At 72.4% G+C, this 12,700-nt stretch carries 11 protein-coding genes and 1 pseudogene; 5 read left to right on the top strand and 7 right to left on the bottom strand.

The features are described 5' to 3' along the window. The first annotated feature begins 50 nt into the window (after window positions 1–50). On the top strand, window positions 51–545 hold the full coding sequence (locus M2283_RS43565; protein ID WP_280882136.1) for an Lrp/AsnC family transcriptional regulator: 495 nt from the start codon (window positions 51–53) through the stop codon (window positions 543–545). Between the two features lie 33 nt (window positions 546–578). Continuing rightward, the gene (locus M2283_RS43560) at window positions 579–2,270 is read left to right on the top strand and encodes a DUF885 domain-containing protein (protein ID WP_280882135.1); all 1,692 of its coding nucleotides are present in this window, start codon (window positions 579–581) and stop codon (window positions 2,268–2,270) included. Window positions 2,271–2,299: 29 nt separating this feature from the next. Here the strand turns inward: M2283_RS43560 and M2283_RS43555 are convergent, their stop codons facing one another. From M2283_RS43555 to M2283_RS43545, 3 genes are all read right to left on the bottom strand, one after another. Next, window positions 2,300–3,145, bottom strand: coding sequence for an SDR family oxidoreductase (locus M2283_RS43555; protein WP_280882134.1), 846 nt, complete (start codon window positions 3,143–3,145; stop codon window positions 2,300–2,302). Window positions 3,146–3,248: 103 nt separating this feature from the next. Further along, a complete protein-coding gene (locus tag M2283_RS43550) occupies window positions 3,249–3,764 on the bottom strand; it encodes an immunity 21 family protein (protein WP_280882133.1) in 516 nt (171 codons plus the stop codon). A gap of 64 nt (window positions 3,765–3,828) precedes the next feature. Then, window positions 3,829–4,311, bottom strand: coding sequence for a rhodanese-like domain-containing protein (locus M2283_RS43545; RefSeq protein ID WP_280882132.1), 483 nt, complete (start codon window positions 4,309–4,311; stop codon window positions 3,829–3,831). 147 nt (window positions 4,312–4,458) lie between these two features. On the opposite strand from M2283_RS43545, the gene M2283_RS43540 reads away from it, so the two are divergent. Then, window positions 4,459–4,905 carry an Lrp/AsnC family transcriptional regulator gene (locus M2283_RS43540; protein ID WP_280882131.1) on the top strand — a complete coding sequence of 149 codons (447 nt, stop codon included), beginning with the start codon at window positions 4,459–4,461 and terminating at the stop codon, window positions 4,903–4,905. 13 nt (window positions 4,906–4,918) lie between these two features. Here the strand turns inward: M2283_RS43540 and M2283_RS43535 are convergent, their stop codons facing one another. From M2283_RS43535 to M2283_RS43525, 3 genes are all read right to left on the bottom strand, one after another. Further along, entirely contained in the window at window positions 4,919–7,927 is a 3,009-nt protein-coding gene (locus M2283_RS43535; protein ID WP_280882130.1) for an SMC family ATPase, read from the bottom strand. Beyond that, the gene (locus tag M2283_RS43530) at window positions 7,924–9,087 is read right to left on the bottom strand and encodes an exonuclease SbcCD subunit D (RefSeq protein ID WP_280882129.1); all 1,164 of its coding nucleotides are present in this window, start codon (window positions 9,085–9,087) and stop codon (window positions 7,924–7,926) included. The genes M2283_RS43535 and M2283_RS43530 overlap by 4 nt, the downstream gene beginning before the upstream one ends. A gap of 136 nt (window positions 9,088–9,223) precedes the next feature. Then, entirely contained in the window at window positions 9,224–9,508 is a 285-nt protein-coding gene (locus tag M2283_RS43525) for a PucR family transcriptional regulator (protein WP_432423212.1), read from the bottom strand. A 78-nt stretch (window positions 9,509–9,586) separates the two neighbouring features. Here M2283_RS43525 and M2283_RS43520 point away from each other — a divergent pair. Then, window positions 9,587–9,922: pseudogene (locus M2283_RS43520) on the top strand (aldehyde oxidase); the annotation flags it as partial. Window positions 9,923–9,969: 47 nt separating this feature from the next. Here the strand turns inward: M2283_RS43520 and M2283_RS43515 are convergent. Further along, the gene (locus tag M2283_RS43515) at window positions 9,970–10,596 is read right to left on the bottom strand and encodes a YigZ family protein (RefSeq protein WP_280882128.1); all 627 of its coding nucleotides are present in this window, start codon (window positions 10,594–10,596) and stop codon (window positions 9,970–9,972) included. Between the two features lie 107 nt (window positions 10,597–10,703). On the opposite strand from M2283_RS43515, the gene M2283_RS43510 reads away from it, so the two are divergent. Further along, window positions 10,704–12,695, top strand: a complete 1,992-nt coding sequence (locus M2283_RS43510) for an amino acid transporter (RefSeq protein WP_280882127.1) — start codon at window positions 10,704–10,706, stop codon at window positions 12,693–12,695. The last annotated feature ends 5 nt before the right edge of the window (window positions 12,696–12,700 follow it).

Genomic DNA, 12,700 nt, shown 5'->3' with positions numbered 1-12,700 from the left:
GTGAACAACCACCGGGCCGGGAGGATCAATCACCGTGCTACGTTCGCCACATGGCCGAATCTGTCGTACTGGATCCGGTGGATCTACATCTGCTGCGACTGTTGCAGAACGACGCCCGGACCACCTATCGCGACCTCGCCGCGCAGATCGGCGTCGCGCCGTCCACCTGTCTGGACCGGGTGACCAGACTGCGCCGCACCGGCGTGATTCTCGGGCACCAGCTGCGGCTCGATCCGGCCAAGCTGGGGCGGGGGCTGGAAGCCCTGCTGTCCGTGCAGGTCAGGCCGCATCGGCGGGAGCTGGTGGGGCCGTTCGTGGACCGGATCCGGGCGCTGCCCGAGTCCCGTACCGTCTTCCATCTCACCGGACCGGACGACTACCTCGTCCATGTCGCCGTCGCGGACATGGCGGATCTGCAGCGGCTGGTCCTGGACGAGTTCACATCCCGGCGGGAAGTGGCCCGGGTGGAGACGCGGTTGATCTTCCAGCAGTGGGACTGCGGGCCGCTGCTGCCGCCCGCTCCGCCCTCGGCTCAATCGGGGTGACGTGCGGCGGCCCCTCGTACGAGGATGGACCGCATGTCAGAGACCAAGAGCCCGCTGCCCCGTCAGGTCGCCGACGCCTACGTCGACGAACTCGTCGCCCTCGATCCGATCACCGGCACGTTCCTCGGTGTCAAAGAGAGTTCGAGCAGGTTGCCCGATACGTCCCCCGCGGGCGACGAGGCGCTCGCGGAACTGTCGCGCCGGACGCTGGCGCGGCTGGACGAGGCCGAGCGGCAGCCGGGGGCGGACAGCGACATCGAGCGCCGGTGCGCGCGCCTGCTGCGCGAGCGGCTGAACGCCTCGCTCGCCGTGCAGGAGGCCGAGGAGGGCCTGCGCGCGATCAGCAACCTGAGTTCGCCCGCGCACGCGGTGCGCCAGGTGTTCACCGTGACCCCGGCGCAGTCGGAGGAGGACTGGGCGGCGATCGCGGAGCGGCTGCGCGCGGTCCCGGCGGCGCTGGAGGGGTACCGGGAGTCCCTGGCGCTCGGCCTGGAGCGGAAGTTGTACGGCGGGCCGCGCGCCACCGCCACGTTCGTCGGACAGCTCGGTGAGTGGGCCGACGCGGACGGCGAGGGGCACGGCTGGTTCGAGCAGTACGCGTCGGCCGGTCCCGAGGCGCTGAGGTCCGAGCTGGACACGGCGGCCCACACGGCCACCGAGGCCGTCGTCGCGCTGCGCGACTGGCTGCGGGATGTGTACGCGCCGGCGATCGAGGGCGCACCGGACGTGGCCGGCCGGGAGCGGTACGCCCGCTGGGTCCGGTACTTCAACGGCACCGACCTCGACCTGGACGAGGCGTACGCGTACGGCTGGTCCGAGTACCACCGCCTGCTCGGCGAGATGAAGACCGAGGCCGAGAAGGTCCTGCCCGGCGCGGCCACGCCGTGGGTGGCGCTGGCGCACCTGGACGAGCAGGGCACGCACATCGAAGGCGTCGACGAGGTCCGCAACTGGCTGCAGTCCCTGATGGACGAGGCCATCGAGAAGCTCGACGGCACGCACTTCGACCTGGCCGAACGGGTGCGCCGCGTCGAGTCCCGGATCGCCCCTCCCGGCAGCGCGGCGGCGCCGTACTACACGCCCCCGTCGGACGACTTCTCGCGTCCGGGCTGCACCTGGCTGCCGACCATGGGCCAGACCCGGTTCCCCGTCTACGACCTGGTGTCGACCTGGTACCACGAGGGCGTGCCCGGCCATCACCTCCAGATCGCGCAGTGGAAGCACGTGGCGGAGAACCTCTCGCGCTACCAGGCGGGCGTCGGCATGGTCAGCGCCAACGCCGAGGGCTGGGCCCTGTACGCGGAGCGGCTGATGGACGAGCTGGGCTTCCTCACCGACCCGGAGCGCCGGCTCGGTTACCTGGACGCGCAGATGATGCGCGCCGCCCGGGTGATCGTCGACATCGGCATGCACCTGGAGCTGACGATCCCGGACGACTCCCCCTTCCACCCCGGGGAGCGCTGGACGCCCGCGCTGGCGCAGGAGTTCTTCGGCGCGCACAGCAGCCGTCCCGCGGACTTCGTGGAGAGTGAGCTGACGCGCTACCTGTCGATGCCGGGTCAGGCCATCGGCTACAAGCTCGGTGAGCGGGCCTGGTTGCTCGGCCGGGAGAAGGCGCGTGAGCGGCAGGGCGAGGCGTTCGACCTGAAGGCCTGGCACATGGCCGCGCTCTCGCAGGGCTCGTTGGGCCTGGACGACCTGGTGGACGAGCTGTCCCAGCTCTAGACACCGGCCACGGGTGACCGATCACCGGGTCAGTGCCGGAAGCCGCCCTCGGAGTCGATCACCTGGCCCGTGATCCAACCCGCCTCGTCCGTGGCGAGCCATGCGATGAGGCGGGCCGGATCGTCCGGCACGCCCCAACTGCCGCCGGGGAAGAGGGCGGCGACCGCGTCGTACGTCTCCCCGGTCGCGTAACCCGTGTCCACCGGGCCCGGGTTGACCGTGTTCACAGTGATCGCGTGCTCGGCGAGCGTCGTCGCCAGGGTGCGCGTGACCGAGGCGAGGGCGCCCTTCTGCAGGGCGTACGCCAACTCGCCCGGCATACCGCCCCCGTGGTCCTGCCCGGAGGTCATCGTCACCACGCGCCCGCCCGGGGTACGCGGCGGCAGCGCGGCACGGTGACGAACGTAGGCCTGGACGAGGAGCAGCACCGAGCGCGTGTCGACGGCCCAGTGCGCGTCGAGCATCCCGGCGTCGATCGTGTCGAGGTTGCCGTCGCTGCCGCTGAGGGCGTGGTTGGCGACGAGGACGTCGAGCCGACCGCCCAGTGCGGAGGCGGCAGTTGCGATCAGTTGGGCGGGGACGGCCGGGTCGGATAGGTCACCGGGACCGTCGACGACCCGCGCCCCGGGGTCGCCGAGGGCGGCGCGTACGGAGGCGGTCACCTCCTCGATCCGGTCGGAACCCCACGGCATCGCGACGTCGTGCGGCACATGGTGATGCAGATAGACACTCGCCCCGTACGCGGCCAGCCGCCGCGCCACGGCGTGCCCGATGCCGGCGCGCCTGCTGGCACCGGTGACCAGCGCGGTACGGCCGCGCAGGGGCAGGGGGTCACGGCGGAGGTCTACGGGGGTGGGCTGCGGAAGTCGACGCATGAACGATCATCATGGTGACCGGCGACGGTCCGCGCACATGGTTTTCACCGGTCCGCGCACATGGTTTTCACCGGCCCGCGCACATGGTTCTCACCCGTACCGATCAGCCCGCGACCCGCCGCAACTGCACCAGTCCCACCCAAGTCTCCGGCCCCGGCTGGACGTTGGCCGCGCGCACCGCGTACCGCCCCGGTTCCAGCGCGACCCGCAGGCTCTCCGTGCGGCCGGTCTCGGTGCCGGGCCAGGCCGAGTCGAAGAGGACGACCGGGCCGGGCACCTCCCAGTCGACCTCGTCGTCCCAGTCCGCCGTGGCAACAGCGGCGGGGACCTCGGCGAGCAGTTCGTCCTCGGAGTTCGCGGCCGTCCACCGTACGAACATGCCGTGTTCCGGCAGGAAGGCGGTCGAGGCGGGTTCGTCGCCCAGGACCAGCGCGGCGGAGTCCCCGACGGGCAGCAGCCCGCAGTAGCCGTCGACCTCGCAGGCCCGGTCGTAGTCGGAGGCGGTCTCCTCGCCGTCGGCCCCCGCCCAGAACGGCAGGACCGTCTCCGGCACCGCTATCAGGGGCCCTCCACCCGACTCGACCCACTCCACCGCACCGGGTTCCGCGTATCGCACCATGGCGCAGACCGTACACGCACAGCCGTGCCCCACATCCGCGGTCCCCCTTCGACCATAATTCTCCTCAACAGCCGCAGTCCGCCGAGGACATGGGCGCCGTCAGCGGATCCGCGGCCCGCTCCTCGCGCCCCTCCCAGGTCTCGTACGCGAAGCCCTCCCGCACCCAGTACTCGAAGCCGCCGAGCATCTCCTTCACCTGGTAGCCGAGTTCGGCGAGGGCGAGGGCCGCGCGGGTGGCGCCGTTGCAGCCGGGGCCCCAGCAGTAGGTGACGACGGGGACTGATCTGTCGAGGAGTTGGGCGGCCTGCTCGGGGATGAGCGCGGTCGGCAGGTGGATCGCGCCGGGGACATGGCCCTGGTCCCAGGACTCGGTGGAACGGGAGTCCAGGACGACGAACCCGGGGTCGCCGTCGCCCGCGAGCGCGCCGGCGACGTCCGAGACGTCCGCGTGGAAGGCGAGGCTCGCCCGGAAGTGGGCGGCGGCCTCGGCGGGGGTCGCCGGGGCGACGCGCAGGACGGGGTTGGCGGCGGTCGTGGTGCTGCTCATGGGCGCTGGCCTTTCGCCTCGCGTGTTCGGGACGCATGGGAGTCTTTCGGGACGACTGAGAATCTACGGTGGCCGATCGCCCTCCAGAAGCGGCATTCCACGGCACCCGCCTTGCTCGACCGGGGATTCCCCTGCTATCTCTCCCCCATGACCACGTTTTCCCCGGACGCCACCGACTGGCGCATTCTCGACGTCCTCCAGCGCGAAGGGCGGGCCAGTTTCGCCGAGTTGGCGCGGGCCGTCTCCATGTCGCCGAGTGCGGTGACCGAGAGGGTCCGGCGGCTGGAGGAAGCGGGCGTGATCCAGGGGTACGCGGCGGTCGTGGACCCCGAGCGGCTGGGGCTGCCGATCCTGGCGTTCGTGCGGCTGCGCTATCCGCACGGGAACTACAAGCCCTTCCACGACCTGGTCGCGGTGACTCCGGAGATCCTGGAGGCGCACCATGTGACCGGCGACGACTGCTTCGTGATCAAGGTCACCGCCCGCTCGATGCGCCACCTCGAAGAGGTCTCGGGCAAGATCGGCGCCCTCGGTTCGGTCACGACCAGCGTCGTCTACTCCTCACCGCTCCCCCGGCGCCCGCTGGGTCAGTGACCGCGCCGCGGGGTCATTGACCGCGCTGCCGCACCGTCGACCCCGTCCGATCCTTCACGACCTCCAACTGCGCGTGGATCCTGCGCCGCAGGTCGGGCACATGACTGACGATGCCGACGCTGCGGTCGCGTTCGCGCAGCGAGTCGAGCACGTCGAGGACCTCGTCGAGGGTCTGGTCGTCGAGGCTGCCGAAGCCCTCGTCGATGAAGAGCGTGTCGAGGCGGACCCCGCCCGCCTCGTCCGTGACGACGTCCGCGAGGCCGAGAGCCAGGGCCAGCGAGGCGAAGAACGTCTCGCCGCCGGACAGCGTCGCCGTGTCCCGCTCGCGTCCGGTCCACGCGTCGACGACGTGCAGCCCGAGTCCGCTGCGCCCCCGGCCGGACCGGTCGGCGGAGTGGACGAGGGTGTAGCGGCCGGAGGACATGCGTTGCAGGCGTACGGTCGCGGCGGCGGCCACCTGTTCCAGCCGGGCCGCCAACACGTATGACTCCAGGCGCATTTTGCGCTCGTTCTCCGCCGAGGTGCCCGCGGTCAGGGTCGCCAGGCGGGCCACGCGGTCGTACTCGTCGCGGAGCGGGGCCAAGCGGCGTACGGCCGTGGCGGACCGGGCGGAGAGCCGGTCGAGTTCGGTGCAGCGGCGGGCCGCCGCGTCGCGCGCGGAGGCGGCGTCGCGCAGGCGTGCGGATGCGTCGGTGGCGGACCGTTCGGCCAACTCAAGCTCGGCGGGCGACTGTTGGGCGGCGTTCGCGGTGTCGGATTCGGCGAGGACGGCGCGTACCGCGGCCTCCTCCGACTGCCAGGCGTCCAGGCGGCGTCGCAGCTCGCGGTGTGCGTCGTCGTCGAGGAGCGCGGCGGCCGCGGCCTGCGGGGTGTCGAAGCCGGCCCGGAAGGCGGCGTCGGCGAGCCGGGCATCGGCGTCCTTGAGTCGCTGGGCGGTGTCCTCGGCGGCGCGCGCGGCGTCGGCGGCCTCGGTGAGCAGAGCGGCCTGTCGCTCCAGCTGCCCGGCCCGCGCGGCAACACTGGTGGCGGTGCCGCGCGCCTGGGCCAACTCGGCTTCCAGCGTGGTCCGTTCGCGGTCGAGGGAGTCCCGGCGGGCGACCCGGGAGGCGGCGCGCACCGCGGCCTCCCGCTGGGCGGAGCTGCGCCGCTCCCGTTCCTGCTCGGCCTGCCGGAGCCGTTCCTGCGCGGGGTGCAGCGCGCTCGCGCCCTGCCGTGCCTCCGCGTAGAGCCGCTCCAACTCCTCGCTCTGCTGGACGAGTTGGTCGGTCGACGCGTCACCGGCCTCGCCCTGCGCGGCGGCCAACGCCCGTTGTACGACGCCCAGGCGCCGCTCGATCTCGGCGCGCTGTTCGTCGGCGTCCTGGAAGGCGGCCTGCGCGCGTTCCTCGGTCTCCCGGTCCACGTGTCCGGCGTCCTTGCGTGCGGGTGCCGGGTGTTCGGTGGCGCCGCACACCGCGCAGGGGTCGCCGCCGGTGAGCTGGGCGGCCAGTTCGGCGGCGATGCCGTTCAGCCGCTGTTCCTTGACGTCGAGCCACTCGGCCCGGGCCTTCTGGGCGCGTTCGGTCGCGGCGAGCACCTGTCGTCCGGTGTCGTCCGTGTCCCGCGCGAACTGGTCGCGCTGGCGCGCGGCGTCCAGTTTCCTGCGGGCGGGCTCGCGCTGCACGCCCAGTTGTTCGGCCCGGGTCGCCGCCTGCTGGGCGGACTCGACCCTGTCCTGGAGCCCGACCCTCAGCTCCTCCCAACCGGCCAGCCAGGTCTCGGCCTCCTGAAGCACGCCTTCGTCCGCGCGCTCCTGACGATCCAACTGGTCGCGCTCGTCGACGAGTTCACCCAGCCGCCGCTCGCCCCGACGCGCGGACTCCAGCCCGCCCAGCTCCTCGGCGGCCCGGCGCGCGGCAGCCGCGAGCCCGCCTGCACCGGCACCCGCGAACGACTCCGGGAGCAACGCCCGCGCATCCGTCTCACGGGCCGCCGCCCTCCGGTGCTCGGCCTCGGCCGACTCCCGCAGCTCCAACGCGGGTGCCACCGCCTCCGCCTTGCGCGCCCGCTCCATGCGAGCCTGCGCGTCCCGGTAGCCGTCGGCCCGCGCCTCCATCTGCGCCGCCCGCTCCCGCGCCTGCGTGAACCGCCCCTGCAACCGGGCCAGTTCACGCACGTCGCCCAACTCACGCTCGGCGCGCGCCTGTGCGGACTCCGTCGCCGTGAGCCGGCAGTGGGCGACCGTGAGCTGTTCGCGGGCGGTGCTGCGGGCGATCGCGGCGGCGGTGAGGACGGCCTCGGCCAGACCGGGCTCGCCCGGCTGGAGTTCCGGCAGCTCCATCGCGCCGCCGGCGGCCTGCTGCATGCGGTGTGCGTCGGCCAGCAACTCGGTGTCGCCGTCGCGTACTTGGGTCTCGGCGGTCCGTCGGAGCACGGCGAGGCGCTGCTCGACCTCGGCGAACCGGTGGGTGTCGAAGAGCCGCCCGAGCAGCTTGCCGCGCGCCTCGGCGTCGGCGCGCAGGAAGCGCGCGAAGTCGCCCTGGGGCAACAGCACGACCTGGCAGAACTGCTCGCGGCTCATGCCGAGCAGCTGGGTGATCTCCTCGCCGATCTCCTGGTGGGAGCGGCTCAGGTCCTTCCAGGCGCCGGGGTCCTTCGGGGCGCCGGCCGTGGCGTCGTACTCGCGCAGCCAGCTCTGCGCCTTCTCCAGCGTCGTACCCGAGCCGCGCTTCTTGGGGCGTTCCCACGGCGGCTGTCGGGTGACCTCCAACCGGCGTCCGGCGATGGTCAGTTCGAGGGTGACCTCGGTGCGGGAGCCGGGGGCGGCGTGGTCGCTGCGCAGGGCCAGGCCCTGGCCGCTCTGGCGCGCGCCGGGGACGGTGCCGTAGAGGGCGTAGCAGACGGCGTCGAGGACCGAGGTCTTGCCGGCGCCGGTCGGTCCGTGCAGCAGGAACAGTCCGGCGGCCGAGAGTTCGTCGAAGTCGACGGACTGGGCGGCGCCGAAGGGTCCGAAGGCCGTGATGTCGAGCCGGTGCAGCCTCACCGTGCCACCTCCCGGACGGTCTCGTCGGCGCGCACGGCGTCGAACGCGTCGCGCAGCACGGTCTGTTCGCGGTCGTCGGGTCCGGCGCCGCGGACATGGGCGACGAAGTCCTCGGCGATCTGCTGGTCGCTGCGGCCCGCGAGCCGGCCGGCGTAGGTCGCGTCGGGGTCGTCCGGGGAGCGTTCGGGGTCGAAGACGAGGCTGAGGGTGTGCGGGAAGCGCTCGGCGAGCCGGGCCATGGGGTCGGCCGGGCGGACCGGGTCGGTGAGGGTGGCCTCGATCCACGCCTCCTCGTGCCGGGCGAGTCCGGGGTCGGCGAGCAGGTGCTCCAGGGTGCCGCGCAGGCGGGCCAGCGGGCGGGGCACCGGGCAGTCGAGGCGTTCGGCGGTGACCGCGCCGGCCGCGTCGAGGTCGACGAGCCACATGGTCTTGCGGTGGTCGGCCTCGGAGAAGGAGTACGGGAGCGGGGAGCCGGAGTAGCGGACGCGCTCGGTGATGGTCTGGCAGCCGTGCAGGTGGCCGAGTGCGGTGTAGTCGACGCCGTCGAAGACGCCGGCGGGCACGGCGGCGACCCCGCCGACGGTGATGTCCCGCTCGCTGTCGCTGGCCTCGCCGCCGGTGACGAAGGCGTGCGCGAGGACGACGGACCGGGTGCCGGGGGCGCGGACCGCTAGGTCGGCGCGGACGCGCTCCATGGCCGCCGCGAGCACCGTCTCGTGGCCCGCCTTCTCCACCCCGAACTCGCCCTTGACCAGGGCCGGTTCGAGATACGGCAGTCCGTAGAAGGCCACGTCGCCGTGGGCGTCGGACAGCATCACGGGCGTCCCGCAGGCGGCCGGTTCGGTGCGCAGGTGGATGCCGGCGCGGCCGATGAGTCCGGCGCCGACGCCCAGGCGGCGGGCCGAGTCGTGGTTGCCGGAGATCATCACCGTCGGCACGCCGAGGTCGGCGAGGCGGTGCAGTGCGTTGTCGTAGAGCTCGACCGCGGCCAGTGGCGGGACCGCCCGGTCGTAGACGTCTCCCGAGACGACCACCGCGTCGACCTCGTGCTCGCGCACGGTGGTGACCAGGTGACGGATGAACTCGGCCTGGGCGTCGAGCATGTTGACCCGGTGGAAGGCCCGCCCGAGGTGCCAGTCGGAAGTGTGCAACAACCTCAAGAACCCGCTCCGACCCGCACGACTCCCCCTGCCTGGTACCTGGTACACCCGCGCCGACCCGCGGTCAGCAGCCACCACGCTAACGCTTTTCGGTACCTGATCCCCCACAGACCCCGACTTCCCTGGCAAGCGACTCCTACCGGCCGCGCCCGTCGTCCACCCGGCACAGCAGGGCGGCCCACAGGTCGAGGCGGTCCTGGAGGCGGGAGAGGTCGCGGCCGGTGAAGTGCTCGATGCGCTGGACGCGGTAGTGGACGGTGTTGACGTGCAGGTGCAGGGCCTCGAACGTGCGGGCCCAGGAGCCGTCGTGGGCGAGGAAGGTCTCCAGGGTGCGCAGGAGGGCGACGGCGGAGGCGCTTTCGGGGTTCAGCAGGGGGCCCAGGACGGTGCGGCTGTAGGCGGCGCGGACCTCGGCGGGCACGCCGGTGAGCAGGGTGTCGAGCGCGGTGAAAGTGGTGGCGTCGGTCAGAGCGGAGGCGTCCGGTGCGGCGATCCCGCCGTGCGGGGGCACGTCCGGTCGGCAGCCGGCGCCACCCTCTTCGAGCACGTCCGGATCGACGGCACGGGCGCGGTGGAGACGACCGCGTTCCGCCGCTACCGGCTGCCGCAGTACGCCGACGTGCCGCGCACCGAGGTCCACTTCATGGAGACGGCCGACGCCATCGGCCCGTTGGGCGCCAAGTCGATGAGCGAGAGCCCCTTCAACCCGGTCGCCCCCGCCTTCGCCAACGCCCCGCTCGACGCGACCGGCGTCCGCTTCACGGAACTGCCGCTGACGCGGGACCGGGTGTGGCTGGGGCTGCGGGAGGCGGGTGTCCCGGCCGACGCTCCATGACGGGCCGACACCCGGACCGACGCGCCTGACCGGCCGACGGAGACCGGTCACGCGTCCCCGTACGCCTCCCCGCCCAGCTCCAGCTCCGCCGTCCCCGCGGTCGCGTCGGCGAGCCAGGACCGGAAGGCGTCCACGTCGGCGTCCGGCAGGGCGATGTCGATGGTGACGGCCTCGGCGTAGCGCACGTCGCGGACCTCGCGGCCGGTCGAGCGCAGGTCGTTCTGCACCTTGCCGGCCCGCTGGTGGTCGACGGTGACCGTGGCGAGGCGGAAGCGGCGGCGGGTGAGGGTGCCGAGTCCGTCCAGGGCCTCGCCGACCGCACCGCCGTACGCCCTGATCAGTCCGCCCGCGCCGAGCTTGACCCCGCCGTAGTAGCGGGTGACGACAGCGACGACGTAGCGCATCTCACGGCGCAGCAGCATCTGGAGCATGGGGACGCCCGCGGTGCCGCCGGGTTCGCCGTCGTCGCTCGCCTTCTGGACCGAGGCGTCGGCGCCGATGACGTAGGCCCAGCAGTTGTGGGAGGCGTCCGCGTGCTCCTTGCGGATCGCGGCGACGAAGGCCTGGGCCTCCCGCTCGGTGGCCGCCGGGGCGAGAGCGCACAGGAAACGGGAGCGGTTGACCTCGGTCTCGTGCACGCCCGCGCGGGCGACTGTGCGGTACTCGTCCTGCATTCGTCCACCCTATGACCTGGTGCTGTCGCCCCCTTCGGCGGTGCGGGTGAGGATGTCAGGGACACATCGGGGGCGGCTCGCCCGCACGAGCACCGGGGGAGCACGGCATGAGCGGCGCAGAGGTGGACAAGAGTGGCAGCGTGAACTCCCCGACCTCACCGTCCCCCTCCGTCAGGACCCGGCTGCGCTCGTGGCTCCTGGACGGACTGAGCCAGCAGTCCGCCCGGCATCAGGGACCGCATGCCGCCCCGCAGCCCGAGGAGAAGGGCCACACCTGGTGGCGCGTCATGTGCCTGACCGGCGTCGACTACTTCTCCACCCTCGGCTACCAGCCGGGCATCGCCGCACTCGCCGCCGGACTGCTCTCCCCGCTGGCGACGCTGGTGCTGATCGGGCTGACCCTGCTCGGCGCGCTGCCCGTCTATCGGCGGGTGGCGCACGAGAGTCCGCACGGCGAGGGATCGATCGCCATGCTGGAGCGGCTGCTCTCGTGGTGGTCGGGGAAGATCTTCGTGCTGGTGCTGCTCGGGTTCGCGGCCACCGACTTCATGATCACGATCACCCTGTCGGCCGCCGACGCCGCCGCGCACGTCGTCGAGAACCCGTTCGCCCCGCACTGGCTGGAGGGCGAGAACCTCTGGATCACGCTGGTGCTGGTCGGTCTGCTCGGCGCGGTCTTCCTGAAGGGCTTCCGGGAGGCCATCGGGATCGCGGTGGTGCTGGTGGGGACGTACATGACCCTGAACGTGGTCGTGCTCGCCGTCTCCGCCTGGGAGGTGCTGAGCCATCCGGTACGGATCGGGGACTGGACGGACGCCATGACCGCCGAGCACTCCTCACCGCTGGCCATGATCGGCGTGGCGCTGCTGGTGTTCCCGAAGCTGGCGCTCGGCATGTCCGGCTTCGAGACCGGAGTGGCGGTGATGCCGCAGGTCAAGGGCGACCCGACGGACACGTACGCGAAGCCCACCGGCCGGATCCGCGAGACCCGCAAGCTGCTGACCACGGCCGCCGTCATCATGAGCTGCTTCCTGCTCCTGTCCAGCCTCGCGACGACGATCCTGATCCCGCAGGACGACTTCAAGACCGGCGGCCCGGCCAACGGACGCGCCCTCGCCTATCTCGCGCACGAGCACCTGGGCCAGGCGTTCGGCACGGTGTACGACGTCTCGACCATCGCCATCCTGTGGTTCGCGGGCGCCTCGGCGCTGGCCGGGCTGCTGAACCTCGTACCGCGCTACCTCCCGCGCTACGGCATGGCTCCGGAGTGGACGCGGGCCGTGCGCCCCTTGGTGCTGGTGTTCATGGTGACCGCCGTCCTCATCACCCTGTGGTTCGACGCGAACGTGGACGCGCAGAGCGGGGCGTACGCGACCGGTGTGCTGGTGCTGATGCTGTCCGCGGCGTTCGCGTCGACGGTGGCCGTGCACAAGCGGGGGCACCGGCGGGCCGCGATCGGCTTCGGCGTGATCACCGCGGTCTTCGCGTACACCCTCGTCACCAATGTCGTGGAGCGGCCCGACGGCCTCAAGATCGCGCTGATCTTCATCCTCGCCATCCTGGTGACCTCGTTCGTCTCACGGGTGCACCGGGCCTTCGAACTGCGGGCCACGGAGGTCACGTTCGACGAGACGGCGGCCCGGCTGGTGGACGAGGCAGCGCGCCGCGGACCGGTCCAGGTGATCGCCAACGAGCCGGACGACCACACCACCGGGCAGTACCGCGCCAAGGAGTACGAGCAGCGGGCCCACACGCACATCCCCGAGGGGGAACCGCCGCTGTTCCTTGAGGTGTTCGTGCGGGACTCCTCCGACTTCACGTCGGAGGTCACCGTGCGCGGCGACGAGAAGCACGGGGTGCAGCGACTGCGCGTTGGGGGTCCGACCGTGCCCAACACGATCGCCGCGGTCCTGCTGTCGATCCGCGACCGCACGGGCGAAGTCCCGCACGCCTACTTCAGCTGGACCGAGGGCAACCCGGTCAGCCACCTCTTCCAGTTCCTGGTCTTCGGCCACGGCGAGGTCGCGCCGGTCACGCGCGAGGTGCTGCGCCGGGCGGAGCCGGATCCGGAGCGGCGGCCTTGGGTGCACGTGGGTTAGGACGG

The sequence above is a fragment of the Streptomyces pseudovenezuelae genome, assembly GCF_029892565.1.
In the GTDB taxonomy this organism is placed as follows: domain Bacteria; phylum Actinomycetota; class Actinomycetes; order Streptomycetales; family Streptomycetaceae; genus Streptomyces; species Streptomyces pseudovenezuelae_A.
Note: the sequence above shows the minus strand (reverse complement) of the source record. Positions and strands in the feature narration are given on the sequence as shown.